This window comes from Sphingobium sp. KKT206 (genome assembly GCF_055640555.1).
In genome coordinates, this window is sequence record NZ_CM145764.1 from 2,776,850 (window position 1) to 2,796,865 (window position 20,016).

A 20,016-nucleotide genomic window follows, 5' to 3' on the forward strand; every position below is an offset into this window, starting at 1 on the left:
GGAGGATGGCGCAGCAGACGTGCTGCAGCGCCGCCCATCAAGGGATTTCGCTAGAAATTGACCTTTGCGCCAATCCTCACGGTTCGAGGCTCGACGACACGACTCAACCGGCCTTCCACCGGAGCACCTGCATCAAAGGCGGGGATGTAGGACTCGTAATAATAGGCGATGTCCTTGTCCCGGCTGTCGAAGATGTTCAGCACTTCTCCAAATATCTCGACCTTCTTGCCCGTCCACGCGGCGCGGGCATTCATGACGGTGCTGCCCCGATCCCGGACACTGTTGTCCTCGACAAGCGGAGAAGGTCCGAGGTGGCGCACCCGAATGCTGGCTTCCCAGGGATCAAGAATGATGGCGGCACCGGCTGAAGCCGCGTTCTCAAATGCATTAGGGATGTGATCGCCATTGTCGAAGCGGGCATGGCTGGCAGTATAGTTTCCATCAAGCGCAAGCCACGGGAACGGCCGCCAGAAGGCGACGATTTCATAGCCATGACACCCACTGGCACCCGACGTTCAACAGCATTGGAATCGCCAATGAAACGAAGCTCGCTGCCGACATGCAGCCACCAGTAAGTCGCGGTTAACGTGACCCCGGAGAATTGAAGGCGTCCCCCCAGTTCCTTGCCGATGCCGCGAACGAGAACCGGAACAGGCGTGCCCCTGTTTACCGCACCCCGAACGTCGTTGGAATGGAATCCACGGACCCAGTTGGCGTAGAGTTCAAGTTGCGGTGTAACCTGATAGGCGATCGAGACCTTAGGTGAGAGAATCGACGCCGAGCCACTGCCTTCTCCCAGCGACGCCGCAACCACATCTCGTGCACGCACGGAATAGTGATAATAGTCCCCGCGAAGACCACCTGTCACACGCAGTCCAGCCAAGAGTTTCCAAGCGACTTCGCCGTAGAGCGCGGAAGACAATTCCCCGACCTGATAGTGCCCGAGAGATTCAAGAAATGTGCGGACAGCCGTTCGATCGACACCAACATTCCCGATGGCATCGTATCTGTTTTCGGTGCCAAGGCTCACAGCCAGACTGTCAGCGATTTCCCAATTTTTTTGAGCGGACAGCCCTAGTACCCAATGCCGGTCGAACTGCTTGATCTGCGCGCTTGTGCCATCCGGATCGGTGTAAGTGGGGTTCGACAACATCGACCAGTCGTAAAACTGGGCATAGACATTGGCGCGCCATGTCGGTTGCTTGACCGCGATGTTAGCCACCTGGCGCGTCATCTCACCCCGCGCGGAAGGATCTGGAGAGCAGAACACATCCGCACACAACGCCGTGCCGATAATGCGCTCCGGGATTTGCTCGGTAGGGTGCCATGTCGCCCGGTAGGCATGGAGAGATGCCTCCAATGTGCCCGCACCGCTCGGCATGCTATATTTCGCGAAACCCGAGTAATGGCGAAGACGTTCAGTTTCCTGCCACGGTCCGTCGTAGGTCTTGGCCTGAGCGACAAGCGTGAGATCTCCCACGCCCACGTCGTGCACTGTTCCGCCTACGGCGACGCGGCGCCAACCATATGAACCAGCCTCGGCCGATGCCCACGGCCGGTGGTAACCCTTGATGGTCATCATATAGGCTGCTCCCGCCAGAGCGAAATCACCGCCGTCGGCGCGATAGGGCCCTTTACGAAAATCCTCCCGGCCCACGATCTCCGGAATGAGGCCGTTGAGGTCGAGATAGCCGTGACCGTGTCCGTGTGTGCGAAAGTTCATCTGCAGTTCATCGATATAGGTGGTGAAGTCAGACCCATGGTCGAGGTTGAAACCGCGCAGGAAATACTGGTTGGCTTTGCCGCTCCCCGAATGCTGGGCTGCAACCAGCCCGGGCACCGCTTCCAGCAGTTCCGCCACGCGGAGAAGTGGCCGCACGAGGACATCGGCCCCTCCGACGCTTCCCTCGCTGGCTGATCTGGCAGTGCCGATCATGGCCTCACCACGACCGAAAACCACGATGTCGTTGCCCGCCTCGACCGCGTCCGCGCTTGTTTGCGATCCCTTCTCAAAGGGTTCGGCAAAGGCTGGCGTTCCCATACAGATCAGCGCAAGTGCGCTGCTGGTAGTAATGGTCTTGATCACGAAATAGTCCTCCGGCGTCTTGCGACGTGGCCGGGGCATACCCGCGCGAACGGGCGAGCCGCGCGGCGGCCGGACGCCATGGGCGGCCGACGCACGTCTCCGATGCGGCCCCAGCCGCTCATTCGTCGCTCAGACGGAGTTCACCGTGCCGCAGCCATCCTCTGGACCAAGGCAAGAGCGACCAGACGCCGGCAGGTCTCCTGGCTCACGGGTCACAGCTTGATGCACGCCTTCCCAGACCTCGCATGATTTAGCGTCCGGCCCAGTGGCTGCCCCTTCAAAGAGGAGCCATGTACATCGCGCTATCCGCTTACAGTTGCAGAGACAGCCGCGGATTTGGAAGCAAGCTTCCGCACCACATTCCCGATTAAGCCCCTTTTGGGGGCACCGGCGCGATCAATGAAAGCCGAACTTGTCCGCCTCTCAATCCCTCGCCTAACTGAAGTGAACGGAAAAGCCAATAACGCTTGGAGCTGGGATTTAATCAACGATTACTGCATCCCGCGCCACCATTGCCATTGGCACGGCCAGAGCGCGCCAACCGCACGCACTCGCTTTGAATGGCGGGTTTTCCCTGAACCTGTCGTTGGCCATCGGACTCCTGTACGCCCGGAAGTGGTCGCGACCTGTCGATTAGCGGAAGGACCGCACCTAGGAACAAGAAATTGGCAGCTGAACGGCGACAAAGGGTCGGATTTTACGAAGCACACTTGCCCCTCTCTTAATCAAATGGGTGGGATCTGCACGGCCCAGCCTACTAAAATGGCTCGAACTTCATGGCGGCTCACTGATGATTACAGTTTTCCAAGCCGCACCGCACCTACCCCATTTGCCAAACAACATAAAATCAGTGTCGGAATCCGGTCAGTGCCCAAAACAGACTCGAATTGATCGAACGCTTTACGGACCGCGCTATCCATCAAAAAATCAGCTATGCGATTGCCTTGTGCGCGCAGGCTCCCAATCTAGACGTTGATGGCCAGCCTGTTCCCCGACCTGTTTGAGACTCCGAAAATCCCGGGCTTGTCCTATCGGGAAGACCTTATCTCCCGCGATGAAGAGTTGAGGCTGATCGACGGGATCGACGCATCCGCGCTCGAGCCGTTTCGTTTCCAGGGTTGGCTCGGCAAGCGCCTGACCAGTTCCTATGGCTGGCGCTACGACTTCGACGACGCACGCTTCGGACCTACAGATCCCATGCCGGATTGGCTGCTACCTGTGCGTGCAAAAGCCGCTGTCTTTGTCGGCCTTGAGCCCGCCAGCCTAGCCCAGGCGCTCCTCATCCGCTACGATCTTGGTGCCGGCATAGGCTGGCACCGTGATCGCCCGGTCTTCGACCATGTCGTCGGCATTTCGCTGGGCGTGTCGGCCCCCTTGCGTTTTCGGCGGCGCAACGCCAGCGGGTTCGATCGCGTCACCATTCCGCTCGCGCCGCGTTCGGTCTATCACCTTCATGGCGAAGCGCGGTACCAATGGGAACATAGCATAGCCGAAATGGGAGAGACCCGCTGGTCGATCACCTTCCGTACGCTCGCTGAGAAACTGACGGGCCGGAACATGATCAGATAGCTGCCCTCCTTCAATGCGCCATGGTGCCCGCATCGAGAAGCTGGTCCAAGCGCGTCGCAACGTCGAGCCACCGCGCAACACCGGCCTGATCACCCGCCAGCGCCAGCGTTCTTACTCTTTCTGCAATAAAGTCGCTCGTGTTCGCGCCATGCTGCCGTTCGACCGCCAGCGCTTCGGCCCAGCCTGGATCATGCTCGAGAGAATCGAAGCAATGCAGGATCAACGCTCAGCAGTACCACGGCCCAGCGTACCCATCAGGAATAACTATTCGTCTTGACCTCTTGATCTGCAGACTGGGCCGCGGCATCATAGGTCGGCAGGGGGGATTTTGCTGACGGCCCCGCTGTAGGATTATCCTGTCAGGCATAACTGACGCCCCTCTGATTTTTGGGGCGGTCGGAGCGACGGCCCGCCATCGCTTGAGACACACCTAGCTCAATCGCCCCCGGGATTCTCGGGACCGATTCTGTCGGCCTGTTGGCCAAGCTCGCGTGTTACGTCCTCTCCCCATCAATCGATCCCAGACGGATCGCGCTCAACCGCTTCCTATGCCCGACAAGCATCCAGGCGGCTCCCTATCTGTCGCAAAAGACAGCGCATACACGGCGATTCTAAGTGATACTTACAGCACAGAAGCTCCGGGCCTCATCCGCTATTTCAAGCAACGCATGCGGGATGACGAGGACGCCAACGATCTCATGCAGGAAGCATTTGCCAGGCTTGCAGCCCATATGCGTACGAAGATACTCGTTCATCCAGCGTCCTATCTGCAACGCATAGCCCGCAATCTTCTCGTGGATCGAATGCGCAGTGCGAGACGTGCGGCCGCGACCATAGGGCCGACGCTGGATGAACTACCCGAAATCGGCGCTGCCCCGGAGCAAAGCTTCGGAATCGAAAGGCAGGATGTCATGCGTCTCTACAAGGCGGCCGTCGATGGTCTCCCCGACCAGACCCGGCAAGTCTTCCTCATGCATCGGGTAGAGAATCTGACCTATCGAGAAATCGGTGAAAAGCTTAGAATCGCGGTCCCTACCGTTCAATATCATCTGGGCCGCGCACTGGCGCGTATCGCACAAGCTCTGGACGACTGACATGCTCGATGAACAAGAGAAGCGCTCCGCCATGCGCGAAGAAGCCGCATCCTGGTTCGCCGCGATGCAGGGTCCAGATGCCCAAAACCGCGACCAGGAATTCAAGGCATGGCTTGCCGCAGATCCAGACCACCGAATTGCCTACGCGCGGATCGCGGAAGTCTACAGCATAGGAAAGTCGCTGGTGTCGCCGACCAAAGCCGAAGCAGACGCTGCGCCGACGCACTCCCGACATGCGGTGGCTCTTGCTGCGGCGGTCGCTGTGATCCTGCTTTCCTTCTCTGCCATCGTCTGGATGCCAGCTGGCAATAAGGGCCAAAAGAACGGACCCGCAATCGTCGCCGACGCTGGGCATCATACCGCCGAATTCGCAAGCAGGGTCGGACAGATCCGTAAGCTTCAGCTTGCAGACGGATCAGAGATTACACTCGACACGGACAGCATCGTGTCGATGCGATTTACGCCAAGTTCAAGGTCGCTCCGCCTCGAGCAGGGCAAGGCTCGGTTCGAAGTGGCCCATGATAAGAGGCCGTTTATCGTTTCTGTCGGCGATGCCATCGTGACCGCTCACGGAACAGTTTTTGATGTCGGCTTCCGCTCGGACCAAACATATTTCGTCCGCCTCCTGCGCGGATCGGTGGACGTCGCGCGAGCCGACCATGTTGTTGGACACGATGTTACCAGCAAACCGAGATTGCTACGCCCCGGGCAGGTGGTCGAAGCTGGGAAATTTGGCGTGCGCGACCTACCAGCATCCTTCGCTCCAGCTGCAGGCGAAAGCTGGACCTCGAAAATGCGGCAGTTCGATGATGTAAGGGTGGGCGATCTCATCAATGAGGCAAATCGCTACTCGCGTCTCCAGATCAGGCAGCCAATCGCGGCCATCGCTGATCTGCGGGCGTCAGGCACATTTGCGATCGACGAACCTCGAAGGCTGGCCACCAACCTCAGCCTTCTCTTTGGCTTGAAGATTGCAGAAACGCCTGACAACTCCATCACCCTGACGCCATCCGACACAAAAATTTCACAGAGCGGGGCCGAAGCCCTATAAATTCACATCCGGCAACGTGGAGCCAGTCAGAGCATCAAAAAACGATGCGAAGACAAGGGGTCCTCATGCGGAAAATCTTTAACAATCTCGCCAACATCATCGCCATCGCGAGTGCGGTCGGCTTCGCCACCGCCTCGCCGAGGCTGCTGGCCGACACGCAGGCCGATCAGACCTTTCATATCGAGGCGCAAAATCTCGCCGATGCGTTGCGAGCCCTGGGAACCCAGCTCGGACGCGAAGTCATGTTTCAGCCGGCACAAGTGGAAGGTCGGATGTCGCCCAAGCTGGATGGCCGCTTCGTCCCTGAGCAAGCGCTACGACTGCTCCTGAAGGGCACGGGTCTGCGTGCCATTGAGAATGGCGGCAGCTTTGTGATTGTGGGAAGTCCTACCTCGCAGCGATCGCCGGAGGATGGCGATGCGCCATCCGCGACCCTCCTCGTGACAGGCTCCCGCATCAAGGGTGCGAACATCGCGGCGCCCGTGATCGAAGTATCGCAAAAGGAAATGCGCCGGTCGGGGCAGAATGATCTGGGTGAAGTCATTCGATCCCTGCCACAAAGCTTCAGCGGCGGACAGAACCCCTCGGTCGCACCGGGCAACGTCGGGATCGCAAACCAGAACCTCTCCGGCGGTTCTACGGCAAACCTCCGCGGCCTCGGCGGCGACGCCACGCTGACCCTGCTCAACGGCCACCGTCTCTCTTACGGATCCGCAGTCCAGGCAGTCGATATCAGCGCGATACCTGTTTCGGTCGTGAGCCGCATGGAGGTCATACCCGATGGCGCTTCGGCTATTTATGGATCGGACGCCGTGGGCGGCGTCGTCAACATTATCCTGAAGCGAGACTATGAAGGTTATTCAACCTCGGCGAGATGGGGCGCGGCAACGGACGGCGGCGATGTCGAGCAGCAATATAATGCCACTGCCGGTATCCGCTGGAACTCTGGCGGATTCATCGTGGCCTATGACTTTCTGAAGGGCAGCGACATAACCGCGCGCGATCGCAGCTACACCGACTATATGCCGGACACAGCCACCTTGCTGCCCGAGCGCGAAAATCATAGCGTCATTCTCAGCGGACACCAGGCGATCGGCCCGAATCTCGAATTTGCGGTCGATGCACTTTTCAATCGCCGCGAGATATCCTCAATGCTCGCGCTCGACGCGCGTTCGGGCTATCTCAACACGCCAGTCAACAAGAGCTTCGCGTTGGCTCCATCACTGGCCTGGAGGATCAATCCCGACTGGACGGTGAACCTGAGCGGCCTTTATGGCCGGGACCGCACCGATTACGATCAACGCTATTACTCGAACGGTGCTGTCGCGAGCAGGGCCCATGGTTGCTATTGCAATGTTGCGCGATCGGTAGAGTTGGGCGCGGAAGGCAAGCTTCTTAGTCTGCCGGCGGGGGACGTCCGCCTGGCGATCGGCGGCGGTTACCGATATAATAGTTTCGAGGATACAAACGCATCTGGCAGCCGGTCCAACGGGGGCGGCAGCATCGATAGCAGCTATGCCTTCGGCGAGCTTAACGTCCCCCTCATATCGCCCGAACAAGACTTGAGCTGGGCCTATCGGATTTCGATTAATGGAGCCCTGCGCTACGAGCGCTATCCCGGTATCGACGAAGTCGCCACGCCCAAGCTCGGCCTCATATATGCACCGACCCGCGATTTTGATCTCAAGGCTTCTTGGGGCAAATCGTTCAAGGCGCCCACGCTGTTGCAGCAATATCAGATGCGCTACGTCACCCTGCGCGCGGCGTCCGCCTATGGCGGATCCCAATTCCCAAGCGGCTCGGTCGCCATGATGAGCCAAGGCGGCAATCCCGATCTGAAGCCTGAAAGGGCGGAAACCTGGACGATCACCCTTGGTGCGCATCCTAGCGCGATCCCGGGCCTTCAATTGGACGCTTCCTATTTCAACATCCGATACAAAAACCGGATTATCCAGCCCATCTCTGGGGTCAATCAATATTCCGCATTAAGCAATCCCATCTTCGGGGACTATGTGATCTACGCCCCGGACGCGGCTACGCAGGCTGCTCTCATCGCATCGACCAACGGGCAGCTGAATAATTACAGCGGGGCGCCCTATGATCCATCGTCCGTCGTCGCCATTGCCTTCAACAATTTCATCAACGGCACTGAGCAGAAGATTCACGGCTTCGATCTGAGCGGGCGGTATAGCCTTCCAATAGGCGCATGGGGCGAACTGAATGTGGGCGGCAACGGGTCCTGGCTTAAATCGACCGAACAGATCAACGAGAACGCTCCGGTTACCCGCCTCGCCGGCATCATCTACAATCCACCCAAATTCCGGGGCCGGTTTAACATAAGCTGGACCAAGGGCAGCTTCACGCTGGCAGGCTATGTCAACCATTCGGGGCGGCTGCGCGATACGCGCTCCACAAGTGAGAATGACGTCAAATCGCAAACCACGTTCGATCTGAACGCGCTTCTCAACCTGCCAGCCGACACCCCGCTTGGTGCATGGGATTTTGCACTCAGCGCTCGCAACCTGTTCAATGCCCGGCCTCCCTATGCTGCACCAAGCGGAGGCAACAGCTTCTACGTCAACTATGATTCAACCAACTATTCTCCCATCGGTCGCTTCGTAAGCCTGAGCGTCACAAAGCATTGGTGACAGTGATGACCAGAGCATTTGCCAGGCCGACTACTTCCAATCCGTCCGGTGCTGCCAGGGCCCTGATATGCGCCGCCATGCCCTTGTTCATGGCGACGCATGCCTTCGCCCAACCCCGAAGCAACCCCGTAACGGAGGGAGGGAGCACCCCATGTTCTCTCCCGATCCATTGGACCAGTAACCGGGCTTTCAGGGACATCACTGCGGAAGCCCTGATCGGCTTACGCGATTTTGGCGGCGTTTCGTTGGATGGCGCACCGATACAACTGTCCCCGGACGGCGACATGATTGCGCTTCAGCTTCGCCAGGCGAACCCGGCGTCTAACCGCTTCTGCTCGGCGCTCGTCTTGGTTCCAACAGATGGCCGTACCCCAGCGCGTGTGATCGACGACGCGGGCGACATCGAGCGCGCAAGCTTCGACAAATATGGTCTGGTCGGCATACCGCTCGGCATTCCCAAGCCTCCCTTGGTCCGCTGGCATCCTGACGGCCGGTATCTCGCCTATGTCAAACAGCGTAGCGGGAAGGCAGAAATCTGGATCATCAAGCCCGACGGAACAGACCGTCATATGCTCATTCAGTCCGAGGTCGATGTCGAAGCACTGGAATGGTCAGAAACTGGCGACGCGCTCCTATTTCGGAGTCGTCCCGGCCTTGTGGAGGCAAGAGATGAAATTACGCGAGAAGGCCTGAAGGGCTTTCGCTATGACGACCGCTTCTGGCCGCTGGGCAGCAATCAGCCCCTGCCCACAAACCAAATTCCATCGGTCGTCCAAGCGCTTGATATAGGCGGCGCTACCGTCCGGTCGGCGAGACAGGAAGAGATCACGCGAATAGTGTCCCCTGGCGGGGCACGGCCCGCAGGGGCGAGAGCCCATGCTCGATTCGATGCCGATCATGTCGCCTGGTCCATCGCCGACGATCCCGCAAAATTTCGACAGCCAGCGCGTCTGCACGTTCGTGTCGGCGCGAGGACATTCGACTGCCTGGCCATTGCCTGCCGGAACGTTACCGACTCCTGGTGGCTGCCTGGCGGCAAGCAACTGATATTTGCCACGCGCGAAGGCGCATCGGACGAGAAGACCGGATTTTACCGCTGGATTCCTGGAAGCAGTCGCCCGCGCAGGATCCTGCTCACTGACGACGCGCTGTTTGGCTGTGGAGTAGCAGACACACAGCTTATCTGCGCTCGCGAAACCTCCCTTCGGCCCCGACATATTGTCTCGATCAACGTAGCAACAGGCGCCCTCGACACGATTTTCGATCCCAATCCGGAATTCGCGCAATTTCGGCTTGGTAGAGTCCAGCGCCTGGCGTGGAAGAACAGCTTCGGGATTGAGGCCTTTGGCGACCTCGTCCTTCCGGTGGGCTCTAGGCCGGGAACGCGGTTGCCACTGGTTATCGTCCAGTATGAATCACGAGGTTTTCTACGCGGCGGAACGGCGGACGAATATCCGATACAGCTTCTCGCATCGCAGGGATTTGCGGTTCTCAGCTTCAACAAGCCCAGGGCCTATGCGCTGCAGGGGCCAGCCGTCACCTATGATGAATATCTTCAGGCAAACCAGAAAGACTGGATAGATCGCCGGAGCATATTGTCCTCGCTTGAGACCATTATCGATCGTCTCGAACAAAGCGGCTTGGTGGATCCGGGCCGGGTTGCAATCACCGGCCAGAGCGATGGTGCGACGACAGCGACCTTCGCGCTGATCCATTCCAACAAGTTCGCGGCCGCAGCCCTGAGCACATGCTGCGAAGATGCGAGCATGATGGTCGGCAACGGCGAAGGATATCGGCGGTGGTATGGAAGCTTGGGCTATCCCCTGCCCGGCAGTCGGGCGGATGCCTTCTGGTCGCAATCCTCATTGGCTATGCATGCAGATAAGCGGCCGATCCCTATCCTCATTCAGGCTTCGGAAGAGGAATATCGAATGGCGCTCAACACGTTTGAAGTGCTGCGCGCCAAAAGATGGCCCGTTGAGATGTACATATTCCCAGACGAAGGGCATGTGAAATTCCAGCCCGCGCACCGTCTTGCGGTGTATCGACGTGTGCTCGATTGGTTGCGACGCGCCCTGAACGCGTCGGCCGTTAACGGGCGCTTCGCCCCGCCAGCCACGCCTCCGCATCCACAAAAAGCGCGAGACGGCTCATGACCTCCGGACGCAATTTCTCCGGTCTGCTCAGGGCATCGAGGCATGCCGCACGATCCAGAAGGCCTTGGGCCGCGAGTTGGCCATCCGCGAGCATGGACCTGGTGACACCGATGTTACGCATGAAGCCCGCTTCGAAAAGCTGGCCGAATGATCCTTTTGTCCGGCGCGCTATGATTTCATCTGGCAACATTCGGCGGAAAGCCTCACGCACGAGCGACCGATCAACGCCTTTGTCCGACCAGCGCCAAACCGGGATGGAAAGGCAATATTCCATCAGTGGTTGGGAGAGCAGCGGATAAATAGTGGGGCGCCCGCCGATGTTGAGAAACTCGGTGAAATGAATGGCCTCCAGCGTCGCCGCGATATGTTGACGCTTTCCCGGACGCCGCTTGCCGCCGCGCTCGATCCACGGATGAACGGGCAAGGCGTCGGCATTCTGCTCGCCTAGAAATCGCACGTCCACCCTGTGGGCAAACGGGCGATGCGCAAAGACCCCGTGTCTGATTGATCGCACCAATATCTGCCACATGTCGCAGCCGGTCATCCGCGTCAGGTTGGATATGGTTGACCGATATTTCGCCCCGAAGCCGGTATCCAGTAGACAGTCGGTCGCGGGATAGGAAGAGTGGATGAAGGCGAAGAGATTGTCACCGCCTCCCCCGCTGAAATGGGCGTCCGCTAAGCAGGCGTCGGCGACGTCGGCGGAGGCTCTGTCGATTGCCTGCGTGAAAGCGCTCGATAACGGTCTCGGCTTGGCCGAGGCCAGCGATCTGCTGTAATCAATGTCATGAACCTTGAGCAATACTTGATGGAGGGGGAAACCGTACATGCCAGCGACCGCCGCCGCATAGCTTCTCTCATCTCCCCTCCCTGTGCCAAAGACGGCATTCAAACAGTTCACATCCGACTTGTGTGCCCTGAGCGACGCAGCAATGACCGAGGAATCCAGACCTCCAGACAGACCCAGTAAAGGGCGAGGAAAGCGCCGCGCCCAGGCGGTAGTTGCATTTTCGATCTCGCGCTTCAGTCGATCCGCAATAGCCTCGACAGGCTTTTCGATCAGATTTGCTTCAATCTGCGGAATCCACCTTGGCTTGCATGTCAGCCTATCAGCCGACCATGTGACGCACAAACCCGGCAAAAGCTCAGACACGCTGTGAAGACAGGTATCGTTCGTTCGTACCATGGGATTGCGCAGATGCCTTGCCAGGATGGACCAGTCGGGATCGGGCACCCCAGTCTCAACGAACAGCCGATCTGCGTCATGCGCGACGTGAAGCTGACCGATATCCTGGCGATAATAGCATGGGACTTGGCCAGACGGATCTCGGACCAGTTCAACATGTCCAGTCGGGGCATGGTGAAGGACAGCGACATACCGCCCCCAATAGTCCACGAGCAGCGCCTGGATCGGATCCTGCTCCCGTAGAATCTGCGAGAAATCGCTCGGCGACACAATTTGATTTGCGGTCCTGTCGAATAGATTGCCCAATAACAGCAAATGGCGGCCGCGATCGTCGACGGCTTCATAGCGATCAAGGTCGCTGGACACGCTCCTCAGGGAGACCGGCGTCTCTGCATTCCCCACCCCACTCTCCACGGGACCAGGAAAACTCGAAGCCGCAGGCCGAATGTCGATCGCGAAAGAATAGAAGCTGCTCATTTGATGCCTCTGATCACCGTATAAGGGGCGATGCCCTCCAGCGTGTCGTTCAGCACGATGTCGTCGACCTGAAGCCAGCAATGCGCCGAGAATGGATGAAGCCTCACCCCGACAATCATGTCGGTATCCACGCCATAACACGCCAGAAAATATTTGAGTGCTCGTGTGCGGCTAACGCAGTTCAGCCGGAGCGGCAGCAGCCGCTCCGCGTACGACATGGCCTCAAGCAGATCACCAAGACGGCCTCGGCCAGAAACGTTCGCCCCCAATTTCCACCAGCGCGCTTCAAGCCCGAACGCGAACAATGCCTTCGGGCGATATATCTGCTTGAAACGCGTGGCGAGCAAAATAGCCATCGCCCGCACCAAGGTTTGTCGGCGGACCGAGACGTCCGGCAGAAGAGGCGCGTCACGCGCTGGCAACTGAATATTTGGCAACGCCCGGCCTGTTGCGTCCGCAACGCCGATGACCAATATCCCGGCGTCTATGAAATAGCGCAAAGCCGGTTTCGCCTCGGGGCTATGATCCTCGATGAGGCAATCTGAAAAGGCGGCAGTCTTTGCAGGACTCAGAGCAAAATAGCGATCGGCCGTGAGATCGAGGAAGACGGCCTGCCCTTCGGTCACACAATAGGCAAGGCCCGGCCGCAGCATGACCAGCATGGGGCAAAGCTCCCGTAAAATTCTTGAATATGACCCGGCGCGCTGAAACGCGCGCCGGGTCGACCGATTATTCGTCGAGAATGCCGGTCTGCTGCTGACCAGCGGGATTGTCCTGATCGACCAGGCCAATGCCCTGCGTTTCGGCGCTCGCGCCGCCCAGATCGATCATGTCACCTTCGATATTTTCCAGATGTTCCATAACAACCTCCATCTTCAAAAAAGCTACCAAGTGGCAGCGACGAGAAGTTTAGGTGGCAGCTCAACATATTGGCGATCTTATAAGCTCTCAATATGCGCGCTAATCTGTTGGTGGCTGGCCTGCGCGAACAAGCTGTACTGCATATTTGGGAAATCTAATTTCATTTCGGCGTGTTAAAACTGGATATATTCGATAGGATCTGATGAGCGACAATCGAAGCCCGCCTTATTCTGCGTCGGTGATAGGCCCAGATTGCCTCCCGGACGGCCGCATCGCGACCGATCTCTGTCAGGTTCCAGATCGACAGCAGTTCTTCTTGGACGTTGTCGAAGACAAGCGGCTCGTGGAGTCTCGCGATAGCCAATCTGTCACCTGCCATGATGATTGCGCGTGCATGGACCGCATTTTTGGGTCGGCTTCCGATAAAGGAAAACAGGCTATTGGCCGCATCACGTAATTCGCGGGGATGAAAGGGCCCATGCCGGTCGAGCGCCTTGATAGGTTCGAGATCACCTTGGAATGGCGCCTTGGCCTTGAGCGCATGTCGCACCAGATATCCGTGCCAGGTGTAGAGATCACGCAGCATATCGGCAGTAACAGGCGGCACAACAAAACCGCCGCCCTGGTTCGATACCAGGATTTGCTCACCAACGAGTTGGTGGGCGCTATCGCGTACGGGTGATATACTGACACCATAATGATCGGCGAGCGCCTGCACGACAAGCGGCGCGCCTGGTCTCAATATACCGTCCAGAATATCCTGCTTGAGCCGCCGGTAAATGCGATCGGCGGTGATCGGTTCGGCAGACATTGCGCGACAAGCCCTTATTCCTGATCGCCCGCATCTGTAAAAAAGGAGGCTCTGCGCCTGCTGATCGTGCTGGACGAATGTTCATAAATGAGAGCGATGCAGCGATCCTCCAGCTCGGACAGGTCCTCGTCGAGAAGCAGTTCCTGGGGGATCGACATTTTTCGCTCCATGAGAAGAAGCGGGATCATGATATGAGCCGTCGATAGCCCCAGCCGGTGTGCACATGCCAAATGCTCGTCCAGCTTGGATTTTGGATTGCCCGCCTCAATCTCCCGCAACCATCTAACACTAACCCCGGCGGCGCGTGCCAGCTGGGGCTGAGTGATCCGGTCACGTCGGCGGCGCTCTTCGATGCGCTTGCCGGAAATCTCCTTGATCGTGGAGAGAACCAGCCCGTCATCCTTGGTCTGAAGTTTTCGAGTCTGCATGTACAGGCACCCCCGGACATTGTCTCGAAACTCCCAATGGCACTTACCCGATTACGATAGGCTATGCATTTTGCTCATGCGGTCAAAGGCTATCGTTCTCAATCTGAGACGAATTTTCTCCTGTCATTCCAGGTATCACGAATGAACAGTCATCCTTTTTCATGCTGATTGAGGCCGGCGCAACAGCGCACATAGGCGACGCATATCCCTTTCGCTGGCGACGCTCATATGACTTACGGCTGCGACATACACGGTGCTGAGAGGCGGCGCATATATAGCACCGGCCCGCGAGACCTTCTCTCTGATTTCTCGGGCCAAGCTTCCCAGCTCCTGCGGTGCCCCTACATAATGCTGCATAGTCCCCGAAAGGCGCGCAATATCGGGATCGGCAAGGTCGGCAACCATTTCGTCAAGGTCCCGAGCGGCTAGCAGCGTGACGGCCGCATGCAAGGTATTGCCGTACGACAAAAGATCATGGGCGGCGGTGCAGAACCGTGAATGACACTGCAAGAAAAGGCTTAGCCCGCACTCGGACATTGTCAGCCTGTAACTTCGTGTCGCCTGCGCGGCCATAGATGCCTCCTTTCCCCGCGGTGGCCCAACGAATCGAGCCCGCATGCCCGTTGAAAATACGCCGTGCCCAGCCGTGGGAGCAGCGTGGGATCAAAGCATTGTGAACGGCCCATCGGCACTGACGTGCCCATTCGGCATGATGTTGCCTGATCGCGGCATCTCACTGCCTTCCAGCGGCACGTCACTACCCTGCACCGGCACGACATTGCCCTGGCCATTGCAGGGCTGGGGAAGCTTGGACAACGATCCATTTCAACGGACCGGTGATGGCAAGTCTACCCGAACGAACGAAGCTCCCCGGTCACACAGTCCCTTCATCCAGGCGGCCAATGGCCGCTCTAGTCCAAGGAGGTATGAACCATGGCCAGCGGATTCCCATACAGGCCACCGACCTTCGTCATTCTTATGGCCGTCACTATGCCCTCCATTGCGGCTCCAAAACAAGAGGCCTTCGTCCGATCAACCCGCGCCGTAGACAGGGCGACACGCGTCATCCGCAACGTCGGCGGCGACTATGCGATCATAGCAGCCACGCCGCGGCGGCAATTGGCCCGGCCGACAACGGTGCCGATCGGACGATCCATCGGCATTGACGCCGCGCTTTTCTCGCTCAATTCCAGGAAACCGGAGCAACGCCCATGACGGTCACATCTCACCCGCTGTCGCTGTTCGCTTTGCTCGCAGGAGCCGCATTGGCCGTATCGCCCAGCCTAGCAATCGCAGACCCAGCCGATGAGGCTGCGATACTAAGGGCAGCCGCATCAGAAGCCGAGGCGAAGCTCCATCAGACCTTTACGAATCTTCAGTTCGAGGATTTTGCCGTGGCTCCCGTCACGGGCCAGTTGTATCAGGCAAGCGCCAGAGGCCGCATCATCTACTATGCGCCGCAAAGTGAGCATCTTTTGTTCGCCACCGTCTATGACCGCAACGGCGTCAACCTGACCGCGCTGGCGCAGGAACAGGGTGCCACGCGCCGCCTTAAAGCCATCGACCCTGCCAAGGCACTGGCGATCGGCCCTGCAGATGCGCCAACGGTCATCGAATTCACCGACCCGGATTGTCCCTACTGCCAGACGCTCGATCGCTTCTGGAGCGCCAAAGCCGCCGAGGGCAAGCCGGTAAGGCGTCTCATCTTCTTCGTGAGCGGCATCCATCCGACCGCTGCCGCCAAGGCCGAGCATATCCTATGCTCGGCAGATCGGGAGGCTGCCTTCCGGGCGGCCTATTCCGGCCAGACACCGCCCGTCCTGCGCCAGTGCGCGGAGGGCCGTGCCAAGGTTGCGGAGGACGCTGAACTGGTCGCCAAGGTGGGCGTTTCGGGAACGCCAACGCTGATCGCCGATGGCAAGCTCATCTCGGGCTTTCAGCAGGCCGAACTTGAAGCGTTCCTCGATCGGCACGCAAAGCCTGCGCTTGCAAAGGCAGTGTCCGATGTGCGGCGCTGAACGGGCGCGCGCCATCGCGGCTGCGCACAATCTCTTTGCGGAGGGCATCCGGCCCGGCCCCAACTGGCCAGCGCGGATGAACCAGGATGCCGGCGGCGGCGGGCTCATGGAGCCGTCCACCGACGCCCCGGCCGACACCGATCTTCCTTCGATGCCGGCAGGCTTTGGTTGGACGGCTCCTTTTTGGAGCAATGCTATGATGCACAAATTTGGCAACAAGGTCCTGGCGGTGGCCAATGTCGGCCTCCCTTTAGGCGCGATGGCCCTGGTCGGTGGCCCGGTCCATGCCTTCTCGGCACCCGCCCAGGGCGATCTTGGTTACGACATATACGATATCGTCGTGAACCAGGGCGTGAAAGGTCCGATGGGATTTGTGGGCGGCGTCGCTGCCTTCCTGTTCGGCGTCTCGCGCCTTTTCTCGAATATCATGATCGGCATCCCGACCATCGTCGCGGCCGTCTGCCTCATCAAGGCGGACTCCATTCTCCAGACCTTCGGGATGGTCATCTGAGACGCGAAGGTGGGGGCACGCACCTGGCTGACCAGGCGCTTCCCCCATCGGCAACAGGCTGGGAACCGATGGTCGGTTCCTGGAGGATGATACCTTTGAAGGTATCATGAAGCCAAGAGGAGAAGGGCAGATGGACGAACGCCTTCCGCAATATCTGCATCGGCCCGTCCAGATCCTGTGGTTTGGATCTGACGAGTTTTTGCTCGCGACCTCGAGCATTTTCGTGGCCGCGATCGTGGGCGGACTTGTCGGCTGGGCGCTCATCGCTGCCCTTCTCCTTTTCATTCCGTGGAAGCGGACCAAGCCCAGGGGCTATCTCCCCCATCTCGCCTGGCGCTGGGGTCTTGTTTCCTTTCCTCATTATCCGGGTCCCACCCAGACCCGCTTCTTCGAGTGAGCGCCATGGGCATGTTCGGGCAAAATAAGACAAAGGAGGATCCGCTGCTGGGCAAACCGGCCAGCTACGGCATCCATCGCTACCTGCAGGGCTCGGCCAACCTGTTCGAGGAAAACCGCCTGCTCAAGGTTGCCATTGCGGGCATGTTCGGCGTCACCGCCGTGCTGGGCGTGGTCATCTACACGACCAACCAGAATGCCCGGACGGTGATCGTCCCCTTTGGCGCCACGGGTGATCTTCATGTCTCGGGCAACACACCGTCCGAAGCCTATATCGTCGCCATGACGCGCAACATCGTCGCGCTGTCGGGTACCTGGTCGGCTTACTCAGCCGACCGGCAGTTCCAGGAGCTGCTGGGGCTCGTTCACCCGTCCGCTTATGGCGCGATGCGCGACAGTCTCAATGCCATGCTCGACGAACTGGCGAACAACCCTACGCTGTCGATCGCCACATACATCCGCAACGATCAGCCGGTCCGCTGGACCGCCCATGAGATCGTCGTCCCGGTCGAGAAGGTCCGTGTCATCGGCGGCGTAATCCGCAAATTCCGGGGCATTTTACGCATCGGCTACGGCATCGAAAATGGCCGTTTCTGGCTGACGCGTCTTTCCGAGGAGCAGTTCGATGTCGAAACACGCTAATCAGCGCATAGGAGCGTGCGCCGCTCTAACCGGGTTCATGCTGCTGGCGATCCCGGCCTCAGGTCAGACGCTCCATGCGCTGCCCGATCAGACCAGTCGGATCCGTCTCTCCAACCGCGACATCAACCATGTCGTGTGCGAAGGCGGCGAGATCGAGGATATCAAATTCTCGGCCGAGAAAGGTCTTGCCGTCGAGAAAGGCGGATCGGACGCCTGGATCAAGTTCCTCGCCCGCGAGATTGACGACGCAGGGCAAGTGACGCGCAGCTATGTGACGCAACCTTCCGAGTTCTTTGTCAATTGCAACGGCGCGACCTACCCCCTCTATGCTGAACCGGCGGAAATTCCAGCGCAGACGGTGATACTCGTGCCCGGCGCACGCCAGCGTGCCCAGGCCAATAGCGCCTTGATGGCTGCGCTGGCCGATGAAGATCGTGCCGTCTCCATCACCATGGCGTTGCTCGACGATCGCATCCCTGCCTCGTTCAGCGAGGTCGCGCCGTCGGGCGAAGCGGTCGGCATTGCGGCGCTGCCAGGCCTGTCGATAACCGAACAACGCCGTATCGCCGTCGAGGGTGCCGGGCTCTCGGCCTCGCAATATCATGTGCGAACCATGGCAGCGGTGACGCTGGACGAGCGCCAGCTCGTCGATCCGGCGCTTGGGGCAGGCATTTTTTCAGTCACGCTGGACCGGGTCCGCCTTGATGCGGGCGAAACGGCCCGACTTGTCGTGGTGCGCCGGGGAGGCGGACAATGAGCGGCGACAAGAGCAAAGACGCAGCGGAGACGCCGGAAGGCCTGTCGCCCTATCAGGCCCATCTTGCCGCCCAGAGCGCCGGACCGAAGGATGACGCCGCGCGCCGTCCGTCTCCGGCCTTGCTCGACCTTAAGGCGCAGTGGGCCAAAATGTCCGCGCGGCAGAAACTGCGCGCGCGCCAGCTCGCCGTCGGTGTCGCTGTCGGTGCGCTCGGGATAGGCCTTTACGCGGCATCGGGCAGCAAGGAGGACGTCAAGCCCGCCGATCCCGCCGCAACGCTCAACATGGGCGCTGGACTGCGCGGCGACAGTCTTGAAGTCAAACTGCGCGGGGATTTGAAAAAGGTTCTCGATGGCCAGCAGCTGCTGGGCGACCGGGTCAGCGCGATCGAGGAAGGCAAAGTGCTCCGGGGCGACACGACGGCTCCAGGCGGCCAGACCATGGATGCCGACCTGCCTCCCGCCCTGCCCGACAGCGTTCCAGCGCTGCCCTACCCGCCCGAAACCGGCGATATCAGCGCGGATGCCGACAGGCTGCCTGCGCCGCCCACCGGCCCAGTTGCGCCGCCTGCTCCACCGGCACCACCGGTCGAAAAGACGGTCGGCGCGATCGGCTCGGCGACCGGTCAGGTCATGGCCCAGGGCGCGACCGACCATGCCGCATCGTCGAAAAAAAAGAGTCGGACGATCTATTTACCGCCTGGTTTCATGAAGGCGCGGCTCCTGACCGGGATCGACGCGCTGGCGAGCCGGGACGCGACGAGTAATCCTGAACCCATCATTGCCCGGGTGCAGGCGCCCGCCGTCCTGCCCAATGAGGTGAAGGCCAATCTAGCGGGCTGCTTCGTGGTCGGCAACGCCACCGGGAGTCTTGCCAAGGAGCGGGTCGAGGTCCAGCTCGTATCGCTCTCCTGCGTGGATTTCGACGAGCATTCGATCGTCGATCAACCGGTCAAGGGCTTCTTCGTCGATACCGACGGCAAGAAGGGCCTGTCTGGCAAGGTGGTGACGCGCGCCGGGGCGACGCTGGCGCGCGCCTTCATTGCCGGGACCATCAGCGGCATTTCGCAGTCGGTCGAAAGCACGTTCGGCAACACCTCGACCTCAGCGCTGGGCACGGTGCGCACGCTTGATGCCGGCGATGCCGCCAGGACGGGCATTGCCGGGGGGCTCTCCAAATCCTCGGACAAGCTCACCGACTTCTATCTCGATCTCGCCCGCCAGGCTGGTCCCATCGTCGAGGTGGGCGCCGCCAAGGATGTGGTCGTGGTGATCCAGGAGGGCGCCACCCTCGAAATCAAACCCGGTGCAGGAGGCAAATTCTGA

Annotated in this window: 19 protein-coding genes, 1 pseudogene and 1 riboswitch; of the genes and pseudogenes, 11 read left to right on the plus strand and 9 right to left on the minus strand. The window is 59.5% G+C overall.

What is annotated here, in order from left to right; genetic code table 11:
- Positions 1–50 precede the first annotated feature (50 nt).
- Positions 51–2,041, minus strand: a pseudogene (locus tag ACZ2HM_RS13465) (TonB-dependent receptor).
- A gap of 218 nt (positions 2,042–2,259) precedes the next feature.
- A riboswitch (cobalamin riboswitch) is annotated at positions 2,260–2,493 on the minus strand.
- A gap of 616 nt (positions 2,494–3,109) precedes the next feature.
- Between ACZ2HM_RS13465 and ACZ2HM_RS13470 the strand changes: the two are divergent.
- A complete protein-coding gene (locus tag ACZ2HM_RS13470) occupies positions 3,110–3,655 on the plus strand; it encodes an alpha-ketoglutarate-dependent dioxygenase AlkB (protein WP_470425427.1) in 546 nt (181 codons plus the stop codon).
- Positions 3,656–3,665: 10 nt separating this feature from the next.
- On the opposite strand, the gene ACZ2HM_RS13475 is transcribed toward ACZ2HM_RS13470, so the two are convergent.
- Entirely contained in the window at positions 3,666–3,878 is a 213-nt protein-coding gene (locus ACZ2HM_RS13475; RefSeq protein WP_037476111.1) for a DUF6961 family protein, read from the minus strand.
- 325 nt (positions 3,879–4,203) lie between these two features.
- Between ACZ2HM_RS13475 and ACZ2HM_RS13480 the strand changes: the two genes are divergently transcribed.
- Both ACZ2HM_RS13480 and ACZ2HM_RS13485 read left to right on the plus strand, forming a co-directional pair.
- Entirely contained in the window at positions 4,204–4,749 is a 546-nt protein-coding gene (locus ACZ2HM_RS13480) for an RNA polymerase sigma factor (RefSeq protein ID WP_076605507.1), read from the plus strand.
- A 1-nt stretch (position 4,750) separates the two neighbouring features.
- Entirely contained in the window at positions 4,751–5,800 is a 1,050-nt protein-coding gene (locus ACZ2HM_RS13485) for a FecR family protein (protein WP_096063056.1), read from the plus strand.
- A 26-nt stretch (positions 5,801–5,826) separates the two neighbouring features.
- Here ACZ2HM_RS13485 and ACZ2HM_RS13490 read toward each other — a convergent pair whose 3' ends face one another.
- Positions 5,827–6,111, minus strand: coding sequence for a hypothetical protein (locus ACZ2HM_RS13490; RefSeq protein ID WP_176482810.1), 285 nt, complete (start codon positions 6,109–6,111; stop codon positions 5,827–5,829).
- Between ACZ2HM_RS13490 and ACZ2HM_RS13495 the strand changes: the two genes are divergently transcribed.
- Positions 6,073–8,448, plus strand: a complete 2,376-nt coding sequence (locus ACZ2HM_RS13495) for a TonB-dependent receptor domain-containing protein (protein WP_470425428.1) — start codon at positions 6,073–6,075, stop codon at positions 8,446–8,448. The genes ACZ2HM_RS13490 and ACZ2HM_RS13495 overlap by 39 nt on opposite strands.
- 89 nt (positions 8,449–8,537) lie before the next feature.
- Positions 8,538–10,604 carry an Atxe2 family lasso peptide isopeptidase gene (locus ACZ2HM_RS13500; protein WP_255245757.1) on the plus strand — a complete coding sequence of 689 codons (2,067 nt, stop codon included), beginning with the start codon at positions 8,538–8,540 and terminating at the stop codon, positions 10,602–10,604.
- Here ACZ2HM_RS13500 and ACZ2HM_RS13505 read toward each other — a convergent pair.
- The 6 genes from ACZ2HM_RS13505 to ACZ2HM_RS13530 all read right to left on the minus strand — a co-directional run bounded on the left by ACZ2HM_RS13505 (position 10,540) and on the right by ACZ2HM_RS13530 (position 15,183).
- A complete protein-coding gene (locus tag ACZ2HM_RS13505) occupies positions 10,540–12,267 on the minus strand; it encodes an asparagine synthase-related protein (RefSeq protein WP_096063053.1) in 1,728 nt (575 codons plus the stop codon). The two genes, ACZ2HM_RS13500 and ACZ2HM_RS13505, sit on opposite strands and share 65 nt — an antisense overlap.
- Positions 12,264–12,929: a lasso peptide biosynthesis B2 protein gene (locus ACZ2HM_RS13510; RefSeq protein WP_043154804.1), complete on the minus strand. Its 666-nt coding sequence runs from the start codon at positions 12,927–12,929 to the stop codon at positions 12,264–12,266. The genes ACZ2HM_RS13505 and ACZ2HM_RS13510 overlap by 4 nt, the downstream gene beginning before the upstream one ends.
- Positions 12,930–12,996: 67 nt before the next feature.
- Positions 12,997–13,128: a benenodin family lasso peptide gene (locus ACZ2HM_RS13515; RefSeq protein WP_161774400.1), complete on the minus strand. Its 132-nt coding sequence runs from the start codon at positions 13,126–13,128 to the stop codon at positions 12,997–12,999.
- A 160-nt stretch (positions 13,129–13,288) separates the two neighbouring features.
- Positions 13,289–13,939, minus strand: a complete 651-nt coding sequence (locus ACZ2HM_RS13520; protein ID WP_051520203.1) for a GntR family transcriptional regulator — start codon at positions 13,937–13,939, stop codon at positions 13,289–13,291.
- Positions 13,940–13,953: 14 nt separating this feature from the next.
- A complete protein-coding gene (locus ACZ2HM_RS13525) occupies positions 13,954–14,367 on the minus strand; it encodes a helix-turn-helix domain-containing protein (RefSeq protein ID WP_051520135.1) in 414 nt (137 codons plus the stop codon).
- Between the two features lie 663 nt (positions 14,368–15,030).
- The gene (locus ACZ2HM_RS13530) at positions 15,031–15,183 is read right to left on the minus strand and encodes a hypothetical protein (protein WP_161774360.1); all 153 of its coding nucleotides are present in this window, start codon (positions 15,181–15,183) and stop codon (positions 15,031–15,033) included.
- A gap of 395 nt (positions 15,184–15,578) precedes the next feature.
- Here ACZ2HM_RS13530 and ACZ2HM_RS13535 point away from each other — a divergent pair, with 395 nt between their 5' ends.
- The 6 genes from ACZ2HM_RS13535 (at position 15,579) to ACZ2HM_RS13560 (ending at position 20,016) form a co-directional block, all read left to right on the plus strand.
- On the plus strand, positions 15,579–16,385 hold the full coding sequence (locus tag ACZ2HM_RS13535; RefSeq protein ID WP_470425429.1) for a DsbC family protein: 807 nt from the start codon (positions 15,579–15,581) through the stop codon (positions 16,383–16,385).
- A gap of 196 nt (positions 16,386–16,581) precedes the next feature.
- Positions 16,582–16,896, plus strand: a complete 315-nt coding sequence (locus tag ACZ2HM_RS13540) for a hypothetical protein (protein ID WP_026149605.1) — start codon at positions 16,582–16,584, stop codon at positions 16,894–16,896.
- Positions 16,897–17,026: 130 nt separating this feature from the next.
- Entirely contained in the window at positions 17,027–17,293 is a 267-nt protein-coding gene (locus ACZ2HM_RS13545) for a type IV conjugative transfer system protein TraL (protein WP_069064025.1), read from the plus strand.
- Positions 17,294–17,304: 11 nt separating this feature from the next.
- A complete protein-coding gene (locus ACZ2HM_RS13550; protein WP_470425430.1) occupies positions 17,305–17,934 on the plus strand; it encodes a TraE/TraK family type IV conjugative transfer system protein in 630 nt (209 codons plus the stop codon).
- A gap of 37 nt (positions 17,935–17,971) precedes the next feature.
- Positions 17,972–18,691, plus strand: a complete 720-nt coding sequence (locus ACZ2HM_RS13555) for a type-F conjugative transfer system secretin TraK (RefSeq protein ID WP_119747989.1) — start codon at positions 17,972–17,974, stop codon at positions 18,689–18,691.
- Positions 18,688–20,016, plus strand: a complete 1,329-nt coding sequence (locus ACZ2HM_RS13560) for a TraB/VirB10 family protein (protein WP_119747987.1) — start codon at positions 18,688–18,690, stop codon at positions 20,014–20,016. Before ACZ2HM_RS13555 ends, ACZ2HM_RS13560 begins: the two co-directional genes overlap by 4 nt.

What these genes read in the sequence shown, in the direction of transcription:
- ACZ2HM_RS13480 (WP_076605507.1), top strand. Translation starts at nt 4,204, where the DNA reads ATGCCCGACAAGCATCCAGGCGGCTCCCTATCTGTCGCAAAAGACAGC.
- ACZ2HM_RS13485 (WP_096063056.1), top strand. Translation starts at nt 4,751, where the DNA reads ATGCTCGATGAACAAGAGAAGCGCTCCGCCATGCGCGAAGAAGCCGCA.
- ACZ2HM_RS13495 (WP_470425428.1), top strand. Translation starts at nt 6,073, where the DNA reads ATGTCGCCCAAGCTGGATGGCCGCTTCGTCCCTGAGCAAGCGCTACGA.
- ACZ2HM_RS13500 (WP_255245757.1), top strand. Translation starts at nt 8,538, where the DNA reads ATGGCGACGCATGCCTTCGCCCAACCCCGAAGCAACCCCGTAACGGAG.
- ACZ2HM_RS13505 (WP_096063053.1), bottom strand. Translation starts at nt 12,267, where the DNA reads ATGAGCAGCTTCTATTCTTTCGCGATCGACATTCGGCCTGCGGCTTCG.
- ACZ2HM_RS13510 (WP_043154804.1), bottom strand. Translation starts at nt 12,929, where the DNA reads ATGCTGGTCATGCTGCGGCCGGGCCTTGCCTATTGTGTGACCGAAGGG.
- ACZ2HM_RS13515 (WP_161774400.1), bottom strand. Translation starts at nt 13,128, where the DNA reads ATGGAACATCTGGAAAATATCGAAGGTGACATGATCGATCTGGGCGGC.
- ACZ2HM_RS13520 (WP_051520203.1), bottom strand. Translation starts at nt 13,939, where the DNA reads ATGTCTGCCGAACCGATCACCGCCGATCGCATTTACCGGCGGCTCAAG.
- ACZ2HM_RS13525 (WP_051520135.1), bottom strand. Translation starts at nt 14,367, where the DNA reads ATGCAGACTCGAAAACTTCAGACCAAGGATGACGGGCTGGTTCTCTCC.
- ACZ2HM_RS13535 (WP_470425429.1), top strand. Translation starts at nt 15,579, where the DNA reads ATGACGGTCACATCTCACCCGCTGTCGCTGTTCGCTTTGCTCGCAGGA.
- ACZ2HM_RS13540 (WP_026149605.1), top strand. Translation starts at nt 16,582, where the DNA reads ATGATGCACAAATTTGGCAACAAGGTCCTGGCGGTGGCCAATGTCGGC.
- ACZ2HM_RS13545 (WP_069064025.1), top strand. Translation starts at nt 17,027, where the DNA reads ATGGACGAACGCCTTCCGCAATATCTGCATCGGCCCGTCCAGATCCTG.
- ACZ2HM_RS13550 (WP_470425430.1), top strand. Translation starts at nt 17,305, where the DNA reads ATGTTCGGGCAAAATAAGACAAAGGAGGATCCGCTGCTGGGCAAACCG.
- ACZ2HM_RS13555 (WP_119747989.1), top strand. Translation starts at nt 17,972, where the DNA reads ATGCTGCTGGCGATCCCGGCCTCAGGTCAGACGCTCCATGCGCTGCCC.
- ACZ2HM_RS13560 (WP_119747987.1), top strand. Translation starts at nt 18,688, where the DNA reads ATGAGCGGCGACAAGAGCAAAGACGCAGCGGAGACGCCGGAAGGCCTG.